The following is an 18,339-nucleotide window of genomic DNA, read 5'->3' on the forward strand; positions in this document are numbered from 1 at the left end:
ATGATCCAGATGTCGCCATGCCGGGTCAGCGCGACGAGATCGGCGCGCCGGCCGGTGGCCAAGGACAACTCCGGCAGCACGTGCGCGCCCATCTCGGTGAGCAGCCGCTGCACGCCGCGCCGCACCAGCATGGCGCGCTCGGATTGGCGGCCGTCGATCAGCGGGTTGAGGGGAATCGGGGAAACGAGTGGCATGGCCGGCACCATGCCAGATTTTGTTCACGGTTTGAACCCCGTCGTCCCCGGCGATTGTATGTTTGACAAACCCTACCCGAGTTCCCCTTCCAAGATGAGCAGAACACGGTTCGACGCCTGCAGCGCAAGCCGCTTGGCTTCGTCATAGGCCGGGTCGGCATAGCAAGCCTTGGCGATCTCCAACGTCGGGAATTCGACGACGATTACCCGGCGGGCATCGCGCGCCTCCATCAGCAAGGGCGGGTTTTTCATGGAACTGAGGCGCGCTTGATACTTCTCGCCTATGGGTTTCCACAACCGTCCATATTCAGCTTGCGCTTGCTGATCCGAGATCTCGGTGCCAATGATGAGCCAATATCCCTTCATGGTGTGGTGCTCCTTGCCGTTAAGTGTTGCTGGCTCGTGAGCTAAGATAGGGATCTGACAATTGTCTAGGTCCGGTACGATGCCATTCAGGCCACGCCCGCCATATCATCCAGGATCGGACAGTCCGGCCGGTCGTCGCCGTGGCAGGCGTGGATCAGCTTCTGCAGCGTCGCGCGCATCGACTGCAATTCGCGCACCTTCTCCTCGATCGCCCTGACATGGGCGCTGGCGATTTCGCGCACGTCGTGGCTGGCGCGGTCGCGGTCCTGGTAGAGCGCCATCAGCTGCCTGCAATCATCGATTGAAAAGCCGAGATTGCGCGCGCGGCGCAGGAAAGCCAGCCGGTGCACGTCGTCGCGCGAGTAGTCGCGGTAGCCGTTATCGGCCCGAGCTGGCCGGATCAGGCCGATCTCCTCATAGTAGCGGATGGTCTTGGCCGGCAGGCCGGAACGTTCGGCGGCATCACCGACATTCATGGCGCTCTCCTTCATCTCTGGCGGCTATTCCAGTCGCCCCATTGATTTTGCTTCACAATCCTGCGAGCCCTGTTGCCGAAATGCCGCAGTTCGGCACTTACCGGCAGGGAAGGTCTTGCATATAGGCAGTGCGCGCTTGGCAAGCAAAAGAAATGCCAGCATGAATGATGGCGAGAAAGCGGCCGACTCGTGCCGCTGATATTGAGGCGGGGCGTCAGACCTATTCATGCGCTGGAAGTCACTTGCAATCCTCGCCGCTCTTGCGCTCTCGACCGCGGTCAGCGGGTGCAGCACCATCGGCGGGCAATTGTTCACCAACAACTATGGCGCGATGACCGATGCCGGCTATCAGCTGCCGCGCATCCCGATCGAGAAGGTTCCCGCCCGCTTCCACCGGCAGGAAGTGCGGTACGACTCCCCGGAGAAGCCGGGCACCATCATCATCGACACGCAGAACAAGTTCCTCTACTTCATCGAGGGCGACGGCATGGCGATGCGCTACGGCATCGGCGTCGGTCGCGAGGGGTTCGAGTGGCACGGCACCGCCCATATCGCGCTGAAGCGCGAATGGCCGACCTGGACGCCGCCGGCGCCGATGATCAAGCGCCAGCCCGAGCTCGCCAAATTCGCCGGCGGCATGGAGCCAGGCCTGAAGAACCCGCTCGGCGCGCGCGCCATGTATCTCTTCAACAAGGGCGGCGACATGGGCTATCGCCTGCATGGCAGCCCGGAATGGTTCTCGATCGGCAAGGCGATGTCGTCGGGCTGCATCCGCCTGATGAACCAGGACATTATCGATCTCTACGACCGCACCTCGGTCGGCGCCAAGGTCATCGTGATGTGATCACGATGGCCGCGGCCAAAAGCTTTCGTGCGCGGACCGTCTAGGCAACAACAAGACGTCCACAGACAGAAAACCGGGCTGTTGGGGCCCGGTTTTTTGTTTTTGTGTTTTTGTTTGCTTGTGGCGCCGCCGCCGGAAGATCAGGCGACCTGCTCGACGTGCTGAACCTCCGGTACGAAATGGCGAAGCAGGTTCTGGATGCCGTGCTTCAGCGTCGCCGTCGAAGACGGGCAGCCGGCGCAGGCGCCCTTCATGTGCAGGAACACGGTGCCGTTCTCGAAGCCGCGGAAGGTGATGTCGCCGCCGTCCTGCGCGACCGCCGGGCGCACCCTGGTGTCGAGCAGCTCCTTGATGGTCAGCACCAACTCCTCGTCGGCCTTGTCGTAGAACTCGCCGGTCTGACTGGTCTCGGTGGCGGGGCCGGCCGACACCATGACCGGCGCGCCGGACATGAAGTGCTCCATGATGGCACCGAGGATCGCCGGCTTCAGGTGCTGCCAGTCGGGACCGTCCTTGGTCACGGTGATGAAGTCGTAGCCGAAGAAGACTCCGGTGACGCCGGGGATCTCGAACAGCCGGCCGGCCAGCGGCGAGGCCTGGGCGGCCGCATCGGCGTCGCGGAAATCGGCGGTGCCTTCGCGCAACACTTCCTTGCCGGGCAGGAACTTCAACGTCGCCGGGTTCGGCGTCGATTCGGTCTGGATGAACATGAGGGTATCTCCAGGCCCTTCCCGGGCCGATAGTTTGGAATAGTTCTAAATAGGCTCTATTGGCTGGACATTCAAGCGAAACGCGTCGCCCGTATGGCTGGCTGGCGGAATGTTTTTGCCCGGTCGGAGCGCTTCGGCCAAGCCAGGCCTTATCCTCCGACTTCCACGCTGAGTTGTCCATTCGTCCTCTGAATGTTCACCTCGGCTCCGTCGGCCGTCCGCCTGAATTCGAGATCGGCACTTGCCTCCCCGACCCGCAGTCCGCGAAGCTCGATGCGGTTGACGAAATCGGGAAGCCGCGGCCGCACGATCCGAAGCTTGCCTGCGGAGGCATCAGGTTCCAGGCCGAGGCAGGTGGTCACCATGAATGGCACCGCGCCCGCCACCCAGGCCTGCGGGTGACAGGCCACGGGATAGTGCACTGGCACCTGAAAATCCTTGCGCGGGAAGCCTGCCATCGCCTCGGGCAGCCTATGATGCCGGAAGTGCATGGCCGCCTCGGCGATGGCGGTGAAGATCCGCAGCGCCGCGTCGTCCTCGCCATACCGTCGGCAGCCGGCCGCCAGCAGCGCGTTGTCGTGCGGCCAGACGGTTCCGAGGTGGTATCCCACGGGGTTGTAGCGCCGCTCCACGGTCGAAAGCGTGCGCACGCCCCAACCGTTGAACATGTCGTCCTGCATCAGCCGCCGCACCGTTCGGCGGCCCTTGCCATGGTCCGCGATGCCGGTCCATAACGCATGCCCCGGGTTCGAAGAAACCACCGCGACCTGGCGGCCTCGCGCTTCGAGCGCCAGCGCAAAGGCGCCCAGGTCCTCGCACCAGAAGTCGTGGTTGAACCGTGTTCGAAGCCGTTCGGCCTCGCCGCAAAGCTCTTTGGCGCGATCGCGCTCGCCAATGCGTTCGTAAAGGTCGGCGACGGCATGTTTGGCGGCAAAGACATAGCCTTGCGCCTCGACAAGCGCGATCGGCGGCTTGGCGATGCTGCCGTCGGTCCTGACGATCGCATCGGCCGAATCCTTCCATCCCTGGTTGACGAGGCCGCTCTCCGATACGGTCCGATATTTGAAATAGCCTTCGCCATGATTGTCTCCGGCCTTGGCGATCCAGCCCAAAGCCCGTTCCACCGGCTCCTGCAGTTCGCGGAAGAGTCCCACGTCGCCTGTCCACGCAACATAGCGGCCGAGAAGCAGCAGGAAGAGCGGAGTCGCGTCCACCGTGCAGTAGAACCTGGCATGCGGAACATTGCCTGCGCGAGCGAGCTCGCCGACGCGCAGCTCATGCAGGATCTTGCCCGGCTGCTCCTCTCGCCATCGATCCGTTCGACGTCCCTGATAGCTGGCAAGAAGGCGCAGCGTCTGGGCGGCGATCTCCGGCTGAAAGGCGAGCATCTCATGTGCGACGACCAGACTGTCTCGCCCGAAAAGGGCAACGAACCACGGCACGCCGGCCGCGAAATACTCCCTGTTGCCTAAATCCGATCTGAGCACCGCGAGGTCGCGCAGCGAGCGGTCCATGATGCTGTTGAGCAGCAGGCTGTCGCTGTCGAATTTCGTATGTCGCTCCAGCCATTCTTCGGTGTCCGCCTGAACCTTCCCGGCAAAACCGTCGAGAGCAAACGTCGGGAGTTGGCTCAACTGCTCGGCTTCTGGCCCTTCGGGCAGTTCCTTCAGTTCTATGGTGATTGCGATGGTGCGCTTTTCGCCCGACGGTACATCGAACCGGAACTCGGCCGTCGTCTTGTGCATGGCATCGGGTGCCGGCGAGAAGACGATTGTTGCCGTTCTGCGAACGTGATCGGCGCCGTGATAGGCAAAATGCAGCCTGCCCTCCCGCCAGACGGGCCGCTCGGACCTGCCGAGATATTTCGGCACCAGCCCGCGCACATTGAAAATGTCCTCGAAACCGGCGCCGAAATGCAGGGCTAGCGGAAAGCCATGCGACTCGTTGCCGAAATTCTGGATGGTCAGAACCTCCCGCACGCATGTTCGCCCCGCATCGAGAATGCGCTCCCAGCGGATGCCGAGCTCGTCCTTGGGGATCAGTCGCGCTCCATCGCAATGGAGGTCGGGATTGGCCAATTCGAAAAGCGCGGCGTAACCCTTTTGCGCGGTCGAAGCCAGCACGATCGGGGGCAAGCCGCCCAATGTCATCTCGTAGCCGCCGAGGAAGCGGCAGTCGTGGAAATAAAGCCCGAAGCCGTGCTCGCCTTTCAGGGGAATCTGCGCGTCGGAAGCGACGACATAATAGAGATCGAGATTCTTCACGGTAACCGCGCTGGCAATGCTGTCCACCATGGCCGGATGGCCCTTGGCGAGCACGCGGCGCTTGCGCTCCTGCTGCGCATGAGGCGTCTGCCGGGCTCTTTCCTGGGATCGCGCTGCCTGCGAGCGGGGCTGCACCGATGGTCCGGTCGCCTCGCTTTGACGTGTCGACTTTTTGCTTCGGCTTGCCCCGCGCTTCAGTTTGGCCATCGGCCCTCCATTGGAATATCGCCTGCCTGACGATTCCAAAATGGCGCGCTGCAAAGCCAGGCCAAGGGGCCGCAATATGGATGCGGCCGCACCAATATGTGTTCTGGGAAATGAGTGCTTGCCTCGGAACCGCAGCCGGTCAGGCCAGGCTCTCGATTTCCTCGTCGGAGAGGTTCTGCGGCACCACGGTGACCGGGATGGGGAAGGCGGCGCCTCGGCCGGCCACGGCGCTCACCAGCGGCCCCGGGCCTTCCTTGCCGGCGCCGGCCGCCAGCACTAGGATGGCGATGTCCTGGTCTTCCTCGATCAGCTTGTGGATCTCTTCGGTCGGCTTGCCCTCGCGCACCACCAGCTCCGGCTCGATGCCGACCTTCTGGCGCACCTTGTTGGCGTAGCTGTCGAGCGCCGCGCGTGCGGTCGCGTTCGCCTCCTCGCGCATGATCTTCTCGACCCCCAGCCAGTGCTGGAAATCGTCGGGCTCGATCACATAGAGCAGCACCAGCACGCCGCTGGTGCTTTGCGCCCGCTTCGAGGCATAGGCGACGGCGCGCTCGCATTCCGGCGTGTCGTCGATGATCGCCAGGAACTTGCGGCGATGGCCGGCTTCACGGCTGAGGCGTTTGGAGACCATGTCTATCTGCCCGGTATCAATTCGGCCGCAATCTGCCACCGCCACTGACCGGCGGCAAGCCGCCGGCGGCATGGTGACGGAAGTTAGCAAGCAGGATCGATCAATCCTGCAGCAGGCCGATGATGTCGCGCACCGTCTTCATCGTGCCTTCGGCGATCGCGCGGGCGCGCTCGCCGCCATCCTTCAGCACGGCGTCGACATAGGCGCGGTCGCCCTCGATGCGGCGCATTTCTGAAGCGATCGGCGCGAGCTTTTCGACCGCAAGGTCGGCGAGCGCCGGCTTGAACACGGAAAACTGCTGCCCGCCATATTCCTTCAGCACGTCGGCCTTCGAGATTTCGGCGAGCCCGGCATAGATGCCGACCAGGTTTTCGGCTTCAGGCCGGCTTTCCAGCCCGTCGACCTCGCTCGGCAGGGCCTCCGGATCGGTCTTGGCCTTGCGGATCTTCTTCGAGATGGTGTCGGCATCGTCCGTCAGGTTGATGCGCGACAGGTCCGACGGGTCGGACTTCGACATCTTCTTCGAGCCGTCACGCAGGCTCATGATGCGCGCCGCCGGACCGCCGATCACCGGCTCGGTGATCGGGAAATAGCCGTTCACCGTCTCCTCGCCGACCTGCATCTCGACGCCGACGCCGAGCGCCGCAATGCGCTCGGAGAAGTCGTTGTTGAATTTTTGCGCGATGTCGCGGGTCAGCTCCAGATGCTGCTTCTGGTCCTCGCCCACCGGCACATGGGTGGCGCGGTAGAGCAGGATGTCGGCGGCCATCAGGCTCGGATAGGCGAGCAGGCCGAGCGAGGCGTTCTCGCGGTCCTTGCCGGCTTTGTCCTTGAACTGCGTCATGCGGTACATCCAGCCGATGCGCGCCACGCAGTTGAAGATCCAGGCGAGCTCGGCGTGCTGCATGACCCGTGACTGGTTGAAGACGATGTGCTTCTTGGGGTCGATGCCGGAGGCGAGAAACGCGGCGGTGATCGAGCGCGTCTGATCGCCGAGATCCTGATGCACGAGCTGCGCCGTCAGCGAATGCAGGTCGACGACACAATAGATGCAGTCGGACTGTTCCTGGAGAGCGACGAATTTCTTGATGGCGCCGAGATAATTGCCGAGATGCAGATTGCCGGTCGGCTGGACGCCCGAAAAGACGAGTGGCTTGAAGGCGGACATGAATTCCCCATGGCTTGTGGAGGGCCGTAAAAGCGTGATTCCAAAAAGTTGCAGACTTTTTGGAGCCAATCACGCGGCTGGAAACCGCGCGCGGCGAAAGTCTTGCGACGGCGCGCTTATGGACGAAGCCGAAAAACGCGGCAAGAGATTATCAGCGGGCCGGACGAAACTTGGCGAGCATCTGCGTTCCCTTTGCAACAATGCTTCGCCACCCGAGCGGCGTCACCTCGATGTCGGCCACGCCGATACCGTTGCGTCCCGCGGGTCTCTGCAATCTGGTGAGGTGAAGCTCCAGGATCGTGTGATCGTCCTTTCGCAGCGCCGTTTCAAACGTCGCTTGCGCGTTCCAAAGATCGCCCTCCTGGCGCGCCTCGGAAATGCTTGTCACAACCGGTTCGTCATTTGCAGACAATTTGAGCCCGGTCAACGCCTCGCGGTGAAGGTGCCAGATGTCCATGCGAGTCCGCGCCTTGCCGGCATATTTGAACGGCACAAGCAGCTTTGGGCGCGGATTGCAGCCGACCCAGATTGTCCAGCCGCCGCCCGTTTGGAGCGGAAACCAGTCGAGCGCCTTTGCCGAGTTGTCCTGCTTGATGACCTCGCGCTGTCTGAGGGTGCGCAGATCCGGGCGGACGATACCCTTGTTCGTCGCGATCTGGGTCGCGAGTTGACCCTTCTCAAAGCGCTCATAGTCCGGGTGGACAACGACCATGTAAGCGTTGGCTGCCTTTGCCTTGGCCACTTCGGTGGCGAGATAGCCGTCGAATCCTGGCCTGGCCATTCGTCGGGCCATTCGTTCCTGCTCGTCAGAGCTTTGGCTCATATAACTTAGATGGCGGTGACCGGCCGCGAATTTCTGCACTGTGATCCGCTGCGTCGAGACAAAATGCATGCCTGACTTTGCCGCCCGCAGCATGAAATCCGCGTCGACGGGCGCATTGATCTCTTTGGGGTAACGCCATTTGCCTATTCGATCGACAACGTCGCGTCGGTGACCAAAACTCGAAGGCGGAAAGAAGTGCTTAAAAGCGGCGTCCGGTTCGCTGAAGATGCCAGTCACCCACCGATAATTGCTTGCCCTGGGGCCATGAAAGATCGCGCCGCTTACGACAAAGTCCGGTCGCGGATCCCGTCCGAAAAGATCGGCGAGTGCCTCGAGATGGTCCGGAGCCCAGAGATCGTCATGACCGAGATAGGCAACGTATTGCCCGCGCGACATCTCGATGCCCGCATTGTTGGGGAAGGCTTGGCTGCCGCCGCGCTCGGAAAGGTTCGACCAGCGGATTTGAGGAGACGCAAGCGCCCGTACCACGTCCGCGGTCTCGTCCGTGCAGCAATCGCCTACAACCAGCAGCTCGAAGTCCTGGCAGGTTTGGCGCAACACCGATTGTATCGACGGAAGAATGTGCCTGCCGCGATTGTAGGTGGCCATGATGACCGAAAACATCGCCACCTTATTCGAATCTGTACGGGATGCCCGGGTGATCGAAGCGAATCCGCGACTTGTCCGGATTTTTAGGGTCGTAGAAGTTCGTCGGCATGTTTACGAATGTCGCGGTACTCTTGCCACGGTTGTGAACCCCATGAACGACATATGGCGGAATTGTCAGCAGGACCTTGTTTGCTGCGCCAACGTCGAGAATGTCCAATTTTTGGTATGTGGGGCTATCCTCGCGTAGATCGTAGAGTACGACCCTGATGTCGCCGTTTGTATAGGCGAGTCGGTCGGACTGCCGCCTGTGATAGACCCATGCCCTGATCGATCCCGGCTCGGCCGATACCAGATAGACATGCGGCGGCGGAGTGATGGGCTCCAGCAGGGCCGATATCAGAACCGTAAGATCGCCGCGCTTGTCGGCACGAGTGATCAACCGTTGAATCCGGACGCCGGCTATAAGATCGCCGTTGGAAATGTCCTCCAGCAAGGGAGTGTCGTCGTGCCACGGTTTGTCATCATCGAAATCGTCAAGCGACAGCGTTTGCATTCAACTGGTCTCCAACAGGCTCGCTGACGGAGGTAATACACGACCTGGCGTCAACGGCTCAACAGTTGGCGCAGAGTTTCGGGTCAGCTCCCCGAAGTGCCTAACCGTTATGGCTTCGCCCGATATTCCTCCGGATCATGCCGAAATCGGCGCCGCCCGTACCGAAGGCGGTGATGAAGTAGAGCGCGGCACCCCCGCCGACGAGCGCGAGCAGCGTCGTCGCCTTGACCACCAGCGGCGAGCCCGGCCCGAGCTTTGCGGCCAGATAATGCTCGGCGAAGTAAAGCGCCACGGCCATCACAACAGCCGAAAGCACCAGCCGCGGAATGCGTTTCAAGAGCGGCACGTCGCGGCCCCAATGGCCGCGCCGGATCAGCATGCCGAGCAGCATCAGCGCATTGACCCAGCCTGCGACGGCCGATGCGACCGCGATGCCCGGCGCGCCCATCGACGGGAACAAGGTCAGCGCGGTGGCGACGTTCACGCCGACCGAGATGGCGGCGAAGATCATCGGCGTGCGCGTATCCTCGCGCGCGAAATAGCCGGGCGTGAAGGCCTTGATCAGCACGAAGGCGGGCAGGCCGAGGCCGAAGATCGCCAGGATCGAGGCGACGATTGGCGTCGAGTGGTTGGCGGCGAAGGCGCCGCGCTCGTAGACCAGCCGCACGATCGGTTCCGACATTACCCAGAGCGCCGCCGCCGCCGGCAGGGTCATGAACAGCGTGAACTCGACCGAGCGGTTCTGCAGGTTGGCGGCCTCGATCAGATTGCCCGATTTCAGCGCCCGCGACAGTTCCGGCAACAGCACGATCGCCACCGCCACGCCGACGACGCCCAGCGGCAGCTGGTATATGCGGTCCGCATAAGCCAGCGACGACACGGCGCTGTTCTGCCCCGAGGCGATCGCCGTGCCGATCAACTGGTTGATCTGGGTGATGCCGCCGGTGATCGCAGCAGGCAGCGCGAGGATCAGCAGCCGTTTGACGTTCGGCGTCATCTTCGGCCGGCGGAAGCCGATCGAGATGCCGGCATGGCGCACCGCCACCCAGACGATGGCGAGCTGCACGATGCCCGCCGCCAGCACGCCCCAGGAGAGGCCGAAGCCGACATCATACGCGTCGAGCTCGTGATACCAGGCATAGGCGAGCACGCCGATAAGGATGATGTTGAGGAAGGCGGGCGCGATCGCCGCCGCGAAATAGCGGCGCAGCGAGTTCAGCATGCCCGCCATCATGGCGCCGAGCGACATGCAGATGAGATACGGGAACATGATCGTCGCCAGCCGGACGGTCGTCTCGAACTTGCCCGGAATGTCGGCGAAGCCCGGCGCCACCAGGTAGCGCACGATCAGCGGCATCGCCAGTTCCATGGCGATGGTCAGCGCGAGCAGCGCCGAGAACAGCACACCGAACACTTCCTCCGAAAAGCGCTTGGCGCCGTCGGTGCCATGCGTCTCGATCTCCTTGGCGAAAAGCGGCACGAAGGCGGCGTTGAAGGCGCCTTCGGCAAACAGCCTGCGGAAGGTGTTGGGGAACTGGAAGGCGGCGTTGAAAGCGTCGGCGACCGGCCCGGTGCCGAGGGCCGCCGCCATCAGCATCTCGCGGCCGAAACCCAGCGCGCGGCTCATCAGCGTGCCGGAAGCGACAGTGGCGAATTTCTTGACAAGGCTCATGCGGTGGATGACTGCCTGCGGAATTGCGTCAAATGGATGTCACTCGGCCGCCGCCTTGGCCTTGCCGTTGCGTTCGGGCGCGTTGCCTTCGAGCGTGTCGATCAGCCGCTTGTGGATCGTGGCCGTGCGCGTCGGGCTGTCGATCTTCTGGCCGGTGAGGTCGGTGACATAGAATGTGTCGATGACCTTCTCGCCGAAAGTGGTGATGTGGGCCGAGGCGATATCGAGCGAAAGGTCCGACAGCGCACCGGTGACCTCGGAGAGCAGGCCGGGCCGGTCCAGCCCCTCGATCTCGATCACCGAAAAACGGTTCGACAGCGTGTTGCGGATCTCGGCGCGCGGCGGAATGCGGAAGGCCTTGGCGCCGCGCTTCGGCTTGGTGCGCTTCTCGATCATCTCCGGCAGCCAGCTCTTGCCTGACAGCACGTCCTCGATCAGCTTGCCGACGCGCTCGGCACGCCGCCGCTCGTCCTCGTCGCGGTCGAATTCCCGGCTGATCAAAATGGTATCCAGCGCGCGCCCATCGGAGGTGGTGAAGATCTGCGCGTCGACGATGTTGCCGCCGGCCGCGGCACAGGCGCCGGCGATCACCGACAGCAGGCGCGGATGGTCCTGCGCCAGCACCGTGATTTCGGTTACCGCTTCGAACTCATGCGTCTTCACCATGGTGGCGAGCTTCTTGCCGGCTGCGTCCGCCTCGCGGACGAATTCGGCATGCCGCAACTGGTCGGGCAGGTCGACGGCCAGCAGATAGTTCTCGTAGTGCTGGGCGACATAACGCTTGCGCTCCTTCGCCGGCCAGGCGGAGAGCGCCTCGGCCAGCTGCTCGCGCGCTGCCGCGGTGCGCTCGGCGCGCGACACCTCGGAGAAGCCGCCGGTCAAAAGCAACTCGGTCTCGAAATAGAGCGTGCGCAGCAGCTGCCCTTTCCAGCCATTCCAGACGCCCGGTCCGACGCCCCTGATGTCGCAGACGGTCAGGATCAGGAGCAGCTTCAGCCGCTCGACCGATTGCACGATCGAAGCAAAGTCCTCGATCGTCTTGCGGTCATTGAGGTCGCGCGTCTGCGCCGTCATCGACATGACGAGATGGTTCTCGACGAGCCAGGCAACCGTCTCGGTATCGGCGGCCGACAGTCCCATATGCGGGCAGATGCGCCGCGCGATCCTGGCGCCGGCTTCCGAATGGTCTTCCGGCCGGCCCTTGGCGATGTCGTGCAGCAGCACCGCGACATACAGCGCCTCGCGGCTCTTCTTCAGCCCCGGCATCAGCGAGTGCGACAGCGGATGCACCTTGGCGCCGTCGCCGCGCTCGATCTCGGCCAGCACGCCGATGCAGCGGATGAGATGCTCGTCCACCGTATAGTGGTGGTACATCGAGAATTGCATCATGGCGACGATCTTGCCGAAGTCCGGGATCAGCCTGCCGAGCAGTCCCGCCTCGTTCATGCGCCTGAGATTGAGCTCGGCATTGCGGTCCGAGGTCAGGATGTCGAGGAACAGCCGGTTGGCCTCCTCGTCGCGCCTCAGCGCCTTGTTGACCAGGCCGAGCGAGCGGGTGAGCAGCTTCAGCGCGTCGGGGTGGAATTCCAGCCCATGCTTGTCGGCGAACCAGAACAGGCGGAGCAGGTTGACCGGATCGCGCTCGAACACGCTGTCGTCGGCAATGTTGATGCGGTGATTGTCGACAATGAAATCGCTTGTGCCGGCAAGCTTGCGCTTGCGCCGCGAGAAGGTGAGGAAGATGCGGTTGAAGCCGGGCACATGCTTGGCCTGCTCTTCCTCGAGCGCGGCGCAGAAGATGCGGGTGAGATCGCCGACGTCCTTGGCGACCAGGAAGTAGTGCTTCATGAAGCGTTCGACCGCCGACAGGCCGGGATGCGTCGTGTAGCCCAGCCGCTCCGCGATCTCGCGCTGGATGTCGAAATGCAGCCGCTCCTCCGCCTTGCCGGTGAGGAAGTGCATGTGGCAGCGCACCGCCCACAGGAAATCCTCGGCCTTCTGGAATTCGCGATATTCGGCCTCGGTGAAGACGCCTTTCTCGACCAGTTCCTCGCCGGTGCGCACGCGATAGAAATATTTGCCGATCCAGAACAATGTCTGCAGGTCGCGCAGGCCGCCCTTGCCGTCCTTGACGTTGGGCTCGACCAGATAGCGGCTCTCGCCCGCCTTGGCATGGCGCTCGTCGCGTTCGGCGAGCTTGGCCTGGACATATTCGGGTCCGGTGGTGCGCACCACCTCGTGGTCGAAGCGGGTCAGCAATTCGTCAAAGAGCTTGCGTTCGCCCCACAGGAAGCGCGCTTCCAGGATCGAGGTGCGGATGGTGATGTCGGTGCGCGACAGCCTCAGGCATTCCTCGATGTTGCGGGTGGCGTGGCCGACCTTGAGCCCCATGTCCCACAGCATGTAGAGCATGTATTCGACGATCTGCTCACCCCACGGCGTCTGCTTGTAGGGAAGCAGGAACAAGAGGTCGATGTCGGAGCCGGGCGCCAGCGTGCCGCGCCCATAGCCGCCGACCGCGACGACCGCCATGCGCTCAGCGGCCGAGCGGTTCTTGACCCGGTAGACATGGGTCGCGGCGAAATCGTAGAGCGCCCGGATCAGCTCATCCATAAGATGCGACAGCCGTTCGGCGCAGGCATTGCCGCCGCCATCCTCCTTCAGCATCGCTTCGGCGATCTTTCGCCCCTCGCCAAGCCTGCCCTTGAGCAGCTGGAGGACGGCCGTGCGCGTGGTCTTGCCGGAGCCGTCGCCGGCGCTCGCCGCCGTCAGCGCCGTCATGTCGCCGCGCAAGGCTTCGCCATCGATGATTTCGTCGAGTTTCAGGGAGATCTTGGCCATTCGGCGGCGTCTATAGCGTGTTTTCGCGGCGCTGTGTATGGGGGCGAGCGGCTGCGCTTGCCATCGTGTGAGGGAGGACGATTTGCGGCCGCCCCAGCCAAATTCCCAAAAATCGAAACCGGCCCTTGACCTTCCAGCTACTGGAAGGACTACCTCCGCCTCAATTTCGAGAATCCCGAGGCATTTGCTCATGAGCCATTCCGACCACAACCACCATCACGCGCACGGCGCATCCTGCTGTTCGGCGAAGAATGCCGCGCCTGCGGCCGAAGCGGTGATTCGCGATCCGGTTTGCGGCATGACGGTCGATCCGGCCGCCGGCAAGCCGACGGCCGAGCATGGCGGACGCACCTTTCATTTCTGCAGCGAACGCTGCCGCACGAAGTTCCGGGCCGAGCCGGAGGAATATCTGACGGCCACCGATCCCGTCTGCGGCATGACTGTCGACCGCGCGAGCGCCAAGCATTTCATCCGCCACGAAGGGCAGGGCTTCTATTTCTGTTCAGCCGGATGCAAGGGCAAGTTCGAAGATGAGCCGGCAAAATACCTTGCCGACCGGCCAGAGCCGCAGCCGATGCCGAAGGGCACCCAATACACCTGTCCGATGCATCCCGAGATCATCCGGGACAAGCCCGGCTCCTGCCCGATCTGCGGCATGGCGCTGGAGCCGATGGGCGTGCCGTCCGGCGACGAGGGCCCGAACCCGGAGCTCGTCGATTTCACCCGCCGCTTCTGGGTCAGCGCCGTGCTCTCGCTGCCGCTTCTCGTCATCGCCATGGCGCCGATACTGGGCGTCAGCTTCGAAAGCTTCATCGACGGCCGCGCGAAAACCTGGTTGGAGCTGGCGCTGGCGAGCCCGGTGGTGCTGTGGGCGGCGTTTCCGTTCTTCCATCGAGGCTGGGAATCGATCCTGAACCGCAGCCCGAATATGTGGACGCTGATTTCGCTCGGCGTCGGCGCCGCCTACCTGTTCAGCCTTGTGGCGACGCTGTTCCCGGATGTCTTCCCGCATCAGTTTCGCGGCCATGACGGCAGCGTGCCGGTCTATTTCGAGGCGGCGGCCGTCATCGTCGCGCTGGTGTTCCTCGGTCAGGTGCTGGAACTCAGAGCCCGCGAACGCACCGGCTCGGCCATCCGCGCTTTGCTCGACCTTGCGCCGAAGACGGCGCGCCTGATCGGCGCCGACGGGTCCGAGAAGGACGTGCCGCTCGACAGCGTCAAGACCGCGGACAAGCTCCGCATCCGCCCCGGCGACGCCGTGCCCGTCGACGGGATCGTGCTGGAGGGCCGCTCGGCGATCGACGAATCGATGATCACCGGCGAACCGCTCCCGGTCGAGAAGTCGGAAGGCGATCCTCTCACCGGCGGCACGCTGAACAAGAACGGTTCGCTGATCATGCGCGCCGAAAAGGTCGGCGCCGAAACCACGCTTTCGCGCATCGTCGAGATGGTCGCCAAGGCGCAGCGCTCGCGCGCCCCGATTCAAGGGCTGGCCGACCGCGTCTCCTTCTATTTCGTCCCGGCAGTGGTGCTGGTGGCGATCATCGCCTTCATTGCCTGGTCGCTCTTCGGCCCCGAGCCCAGCCTGGCCTTCGCCATCGTCTCTGCTGTTTCGGTATTGATCATCGCCTGCCCCTGTGCGCTCGGCCTTGCCACGCCGATGTCGATCATGACCGCGACCGGGCGCGGCGCGCATGCCGGCGTGCTGATCAAGGAAGCGGCGGCGCTGGAGCGCTTCGCCTCGGTCGACACGCTGATCGTCGACAAGACGGGCACCTTGACCGAGGGTAGGCCGCGGCTGACCGACGTCGCCGCCGCCGAGGGCATCGATGGGAATGAACTGCTGGCGCTCGCCGCCGCTCTTGAAAAAGGCTCGGAGCATCCGCTTGCCGAAGCTATCGTCGAGGGTGCCGCCGAACGCGGCGTCAAGCTTGCCGATGCCGAAGACTTCGAGGCAGTCACCGGCAAGGGCGTCTCCGGAACGGTGTCCGGCAAGAAGGTCGCGCTCGGCAATGCGGCGATGATGGCCGACCTCGGCATCGATACCGCGCCGGTTTCCGCCAAGGCGGAGACGCTGCAGGCCGAAGGCAAGACGGCGATGTTCGTTGCCGTCGATGGCAAGCTCGCCGGCCTCGTTGCAGTCGCCGACCCGGTCAAGGCAACCACCGCCGAAGCGATCAAGGCGCTGCACGACAAGGGCCTGAGGATCATCATGGCGACCGGCGACAACGAGCGCACGGCAAAAGCGATCGCCGGCAGGCTCGGCATCGACGAGGTGCGCGCCGGCCTGCTGCCGGAGGAGAAGGGCGCGCTGGTCGACGAACTGCGCGCCAAGGGCGCAGGCGTCGCCATGGCCGGCGACGGCGTCAACGATGCGCCGGCGCTTGCCAGCGCCGATGTCGGCATCGCCATGGGCACCGGCGCCGATGTCGCGGTCGAAAGCGCCGGCATCACACTGGTCAAGGGCGACCTCAACGGCATCGTGAGAGCCCGCACGCTGGCCCAGGCGACGATCGGCAACATCCGGCAAAACCTGTTCTTCGCCTTCCTCTACAACGTGCTCGGCGTGCCGGTCGCGGCCGGCGTGCTCTATCCGCTCACCGGCACGCTTCTGTCGCCGATGATTGCCGCGGCGGCAATGAGCCTGTCGTCGGTTTCGGTGATCGGCAACGCGTTGCGGCTCAGAACGTTGAAACTCTGAGCGAAGCTCCCAAATACGACATTCCATTCAACAGGAGATCATGGATGACCTTGGCCAAGAAGATTGTGCTGCTGCTGATGGCGGCGGGAATGCTGCTGGCGGTGTTCCTCGAAAGCGTTCCGGCGCAGTCTGAGGAGATGAAGCACGACATGTCCGGCATGGCGATGGGCGCGGACAGCCCCGCCACCGTTGGCTACAAGGCGGCGATGGACAAGATGCACAAGGACATGATGCTCAACTATACCGGCAATGCCGATGTCGACTTCGTCCGCGGCATGATCCCCCATCACCAGGGCGCGATCGACATGGCCAAGGTGGTGATTGCCAACGGCAAGGATCCGGAAATCCGCAAGCTCGCGGAAGGCGTCGTCAAGGCGCAGGAAGCGGAAATCAAAGAGATGCAGGACTGGCTTGCCAAGCATCCGGTGAAGTGATTGCTCCAAGCCGGGAATCCGGGCGAAGGCGACGACTTCGGTCTGGATTTCCGGCCACGGCTGTGCTGCGATCCGGCTTTATGCGGAGCAGGCCCCATGTCTTCCAAGCCCATGTTTTCTGAAATCAGAACCACCACTCTGCCGTCCGGCGAGGCCGTTCCGGTGCTGGGCCAGGGCACATGGAAGATGGGTGAGGATCGCCAGCGCCGCGCCGATGAGGTCGCCGCGCTGAGGCTTGGACTGGATCTCGGCATCACGCTGATCGATACGGCGGAGATGTATGCCGGCGGCGGGGCCGAGGAGGTGGTGGCGGAAGCCATCGCCGGGCGCCGCGACGAGACTTTTCTGGTTTCCAAGGTGCTGCCGACCAATGCCTCGCGCGCCGGTGTCAAGCGGGCCTGCGAGAACAGCCTGAAGCGGCTCGCCACCGACCGCATCGATCTCTATCTGCTGCACTGGCCGGGCAGCGTGCCTTTGGACGAGACCGTCGAAGCCTTCGAGGCTCTGAAGGCGGCCGGCAAGATCCGCCACTGGGGCGTCAGCAATTTCGACACCGACGAGATGGAGGAACTGGTCGGCCTGCCCTCCGGCGCCAACGTTCAGTCCAACCAGGTCCTCTACAATCTCTCGCGGCGCGGCCCGGAATTCGACCTCGCGCCCTGGAGCCTGGAGCGCGGCATTCCGCTGATGGCTTATTCGCCGGTCGAGCAGGGCGCGCTCGCCCGTAATGCCAGGCTCGACGCCGTGGCCGCCCGCCATAACGCGACGTCTGCGCAGATCGCCCTTGCGTGGGTGATGGCGCAGAAAGGCGTCATCGCCATCCCGAAGGCCAGCCGGCAGGAGCATGTCCGCCAGAACGCTGCCGCGCTCGACATCGCTTTGACGGCGGAAGATTTCGCCGAGCTCGACCGCGCCTTCCCGCCGCCGACGCGCAAGCGCGGGCTGGAGATGATCTAACCGAAACCTCAATCCGGATTTTGCGACCGGACAGAGGGCAAGCGTTGGAACGAATTTCAGACGGGTCTTATCACGCGACCTATAAAATCGGCGACATCAAGGTCACCTCGCTGCGCGACGGTTATGTCGACATGCCGGTCCGGCGACTGCGCCAGCCGGGAGACAAGCCCTTCGGCGACGATTTCCCGTCGCACGTACCGCTCTTCGACGGCGCGCTCAGATTGTCGGTCAATGCCTTTGCCATCGACGACGGCGAAGAAATCACGCTGATCGATACGGGATCCTCGAACGCCTGGCACCCGACGATGGGCTTTCTGCCGCAGGCGCTGAGCGAAGCGCAGATCGCCGTCGATCGGATACGCACAGTTGCCTTCACCCACACGCATCTCGACCATATCCACGGGCTCATCCTTCCGGATGGTCGGGACGGTTTCCCGCAGCTCTCCCGCTTGCTTGTCCCTCGAGCTGAGCTCGACATGTTCCGGTCGGAAATGAGGTTGAGCCGCTTCCGTGATCGAGCACATCCCTTGGACCCGGGACAGCGCCTGAGCGCGAGTATCGAGGCGATCGCCACGCCGGGCCATGAAATCGGCCATACCTGCTTTCGTGTCACGAGCGGCGGCGAAACATTGTTGGTCTGGGGCGACCTTGTGCATGTGCCGTCGCTTCAGTTCGATCGGCCGGAGGTCGCATGGGAGTTCGACGCCGACCAGGAACAGGCGCGGGCAAGCCGGTTGCGAATATTGGCCCTTGCGGCTGACAACGGCTATTGCGTTGCCGGAGCGCATCTCGATTCACCGGGCGTCGGCCGGATTTCCCGAACCGAAACAGGCTTCCGCTTCGAACCCTTGTAGGAACCGAGGCTAGAGTCTTTCACGTTTTGACGGAA

Annotated in this window: 16 protein-coding genes; 5 read left to right on the top strand and 11 right to left on the bottom strand. The window is 63.4% G+C overall.

Features of this window, described 5'->3' with window-relative positions:
- The 3 genes from DH10_RS12650 to cueR form a co-directional block, all read right to left on the bottom strand.
- Positions 1 to 194 (bottom strand): MmcB family DNA repair protein (locus DH10_RS12650; protein ID WP_192384775.1); only part of this gene is annotated, 194 nt, incomplete at its 3' end.
- A gap of 72 nt (positions 195 to 266) precedes the next feature.
- Positions 267 to 560 (bottom strand): DUF1330 domain-containing protein, encoded by a 294-nt coding sequence (locus DH10_RS12655; protein WP_192255698.1) that lies wholly within the window; start codon positions 558 to 560, stop codon positions 267 to 269.
- A gap of 86 nt (positions 561 to 646) precedes the next feature.
- Positions 647 to 1,036 carry a Cu(I)-responsive transcriptional regulator gene (cueR, locus tag DH10_RS12660; protein ID WP_192384776.1) on the bottom strand — a complete coding sequence of 130 codons (390 nt, stop codon included), beginning with the start codon at positions 1,034 to 1,036 and terminating at the stop codon, positions 647 to 649.
- Between the two features lie 226 nt (positions 1,037 to 1,262).
- On the opposite strand from cueR, the gene DH10_RS12665 reads away from it, so the two are divergent.
- Positions 1,263 to 1,880: a L,D-transpeptidase gene (locus tag DH10_RS12665; protein WP_192255694.1), complete on the top strand. Its 618-nt coding sequence runs from the start codon at positions 1,263 to 1,265 to the stop codon at positions 1,878 to 1,880.
- Between the two features lie 140 nt (positions 1,881 to 2,020).
- Here DH10_RS12665 and DH10_RS12670 read toward each other — a convergent pair whose 3' ends face one another.
- The 8 genes from DH10_RS12670 to DH10_RS12705 form a co-directional block, all read right to left on the bottom strand.
- A complete protein-coding gene (locus DH10_RS12670) occupies positions 2,021 to 2,590 on the bottom strand; it encodes a NifU family protein (RefSeq protein WP_192255692.1) in 570 nt (189 codons plus the stop codon).
- A 149-nt stretch (positions 2,591 to 2,739) separates the two neighbouring features.
- Entirely contained in the window at positions 2,740 to 5,061 is a 2,322-nt protein-coding gene (locus DH10_RS12675; protein WP_192255690.1) for an amylo-alpha-1,6-glucosidase, read from the bottom strand.
- A 139-nt stretch (positions 5,062 to 5,200) separates the two neighbouring features.
- Positions 5,201 to 5,692 carry a universal stress protein gene (locus DH10_RS12680; protein ID WP_126096486.1) on the bottom strand — a complete coding sequence of 164 codons (492 nt, stop codon included), beginning with the start codon at positions 5,690 to 5,692 and terminating at the stop codon, positions 5,201 to 5,203.
- Between the two features lie 100 nt (positions 5,693 to 5,792).
- Positions 5,793 to 6,860 (bottom strand): tryptophan--tRNA ligase, encoded by a 1,068-nt coding sequence (gene trpS / locus DH10_RS12685; protein WP_192255688.1) that lies wholly within the window; start codon positions 6,858 to 6,860, stop codon positions 5,793 to 5,795.
- Between the two features lie 151 nt (positions 6,861 to 7,011).
- A complete protein-coding gene (locus DH10_RS12690; protein WP_210325300.1) occupies positions 7,012 to 8,307 on the bottom strand; it encodes a glycosyltransferase family 2 protein in 1,296 nt (431 codons plus the stop codon).
- 7 nt (positions 8,308 to 8,314) lie between these two features.
- Positions 8,315 to 8,845 carry a dTDP-4-dehydrorhamnose 3,5-epimerase family protein gene (locus DH10_RS12695; protein WP_192255684.1) on the bottom strand — a complete coding sequence of 177 codons (531 nt, stop codon included), beginning with the start codon at positions 8,843 to 8,845 and terminating at the stop codon, positions 8,315 to 8,317.
- Between the two features lie 100 nt (positions 8,846 to 8,945).
- On the bottom strand, positions 8,946 to 10,517 hold the full coding sequence (murJ, locus tag DH10_RS12700) for a murein biosynthesis integral membrane protein MurJ (protein WP_192255682.1): 1,572 nt from the start codon (positions 10,515 to 10,517) through the stop codon (positions 8,946 to 8,948).
- Positions 10,518 to 10,556: 39 nt separating this feature from the next.
- Positions 10,557 to 13,358 (bottom strand): [protein-PII] uridylyltransferase, encoded by a 2,802-nt coding sequence (locus DH10_RS12705; RefSeq protein ID WP_192384777.1) that lies wholly within the window; start codon positions 13,356 to 13,358, stop codon positions 10,557 to 10,559.
- A 190-nt stretch (positions 13,359 to 13,548) separates the two neighbouring features.
- On the opposite strand from DH10_RS12705, the gene DH10_RS12710 reads away from it, so the two are divergent.
- The 4 genes from DH10_RS12710 (at position 13,549) to DH10_RS12725 (ending at position 18,304) form a co-directional block, all read left to right on the top strand.
- Complete coding sequence (locus DH10_RS12710) at positions 13,549 to 16,059, top strand: heavy metal translocating P-type ATPase (protein ID WP_192255680.1); 2,511 nt, start codon at positions 13,549 to 13,551, stop codon at positions 16,057 to 16,059.
- A 44-nt stretch (positions 16,060 to 16,103) separates the two neighbouring features.
- Positions 16,104 to 16,493 (top strand): CopM family metallochaperone, encoded by a 390-nt coding sequence (gene copM / locus DH10_RS12715; protein WP_192255678.1) that lies wholly within the window; start codon positions 16,104 to 16,106, stop codon positions 16,491 to 16,493.
- A 111-nt stretch (positions 16,494 to 16,604) separates the two neighbouring features.
- The gene (locus DH10_RS12720; RefSeq protein ID WP_192255710.1) at positions 16,605 to 17,450 is read left to right on the top strand and encodes an aldo/keto reductase; all 846 of its coding nucleotides are present in this window, start codon (positions 16,605 to 16,607) and stop codon (positions 17,448 to 17,450) included.
- A gap of 44 nt (positions 17,451 to 17,494) precedes the next feature.
- Entirely contained in the window at positions 17,495 to 18,304 is an 810-nt protein-coding gene (locus tag DH10_RS12725; RefSeq protein ID WP_192255676.1) for an MBL fold metallo-hydrolase, read from the top strand.
- The last annotated feature ends 35 nt before the right edge of the window (positions 18,305 to 18,339 follow it).

The sequence above is a fragment of the Mesorhizobium silamurunense genome (assembly GCF_014843825.1).
Lineage (GTDB): Bacteria > Pseudomonadota > Alphaproteobacteria > Rhizobiales > Rhizobiaceae > Mesorhizobium > Mesorhizobium silamurunense.

What these genes read in the sequence shown, in the direction of transcription:
- DH10_RS12655 (WP_192255698.1), bottom strand. Translation starts at nt 560, where the DNA reads ATGAAGGGATATTGGCTCATCATTGGCACCGAGATCTCGGATCAGCAA.
- cueR (WP_192384776.1), bottom strand. Translation starts at nt 1,036, where the DNA reads ATGAATGTCGGTGATGCCGCCGAACGTTCCGGCCTGCCGGCCAAGACC.
- DH10_RS12665 (WP_192255694.1), top strand. Translation starts at nt 1,263, where the DNA reads ATGCGCTGGAAGTCACTTGCAATCCTCGCCGCTCTTGCGCTCTCGACC.
- DH10_RS12670 (WP_192255692.1), bottom strand. Translation starts at nt 2,590, where the DNA reads ATGTTCATCCAGACCGAATCGACGCCGAACCCGGCGACGTTGAAGTTC.
- DH10_RS12675 (WP_192255690.1), bottom strand. Translation starts at nt 5,061, where the DNA reads ATGGCCAAACTGAAGCGCGGGGCAAGCCGAAGCAAAAAGTCGACACGT.
- DH10_RS12680 (WP_126096486.1), bottom strand. Translation starts at nt 5,692, where the DNA reads ATGGTCTCCAAACGCCTCAGCCGTGAAGCCGGCCATCGCCGCAAGTTC.
- trpS (WP_192255688.1), bottom strand. Translation starts at nt 6,860, where the DNA reads ATGTCCGCCTTCAAGCCACTCGTCTTTTCGGGCGTCCAGCCGACCGGC.
- DH10_RS12690 (WP_210325300.1), bottom strand. Translation starts at nt 8,307, where the DNA reads ATGTTTTCGGTCATCATGGCCACCTACAATCGCGGCAGGCACATTCTT.
- DH10_RS12695 (WP_192255684.1), bottom strand. Translation starts at nt 8,845, where the DNA reads ATGCAAACGCTGTCGCTTGACGATTTCGATGATGACAAACCGTGGCAC.
- murJ (WP_192255682.1), bottom strand. Translation starts at nt 10,517, where the DNA reads ATGAGCCTTGTCAAGAAATTCGCCACTGTCGCTTCCGGCACGCTGATG.
- DH10_RS12705 (WP_192384777.1), bottom strand. Translation starts at nt 13,358, where the DNA reads ATGGCCAAGATCTCCCTGAAACTCGACGAAATCATCGATGGCGAAGCC.
- DH10_RS12710 (WP_192255680.1), top strand. Translation starts at nt 13,549, where the DNA reads ATGAGCCATTCCGACCACAACCACCATCACGCGCACGGCGCATCCTGC.
- copM (WP_192255678.1), top strand. Translation starts at nt 16,104, where the DNA reads ATGACCTTGGCCAAGAAGATTGTGCTGCTGCTGATGGCGGCGGGAATG.
- DH10_RS12720 (WP_192255710.1), top strand. Translation starts at nt 16,605, where the DNA reads ATGTTTTCTGAAATCAGAACCACCACTCTGCCGTCCGGCGAGGCCGTT.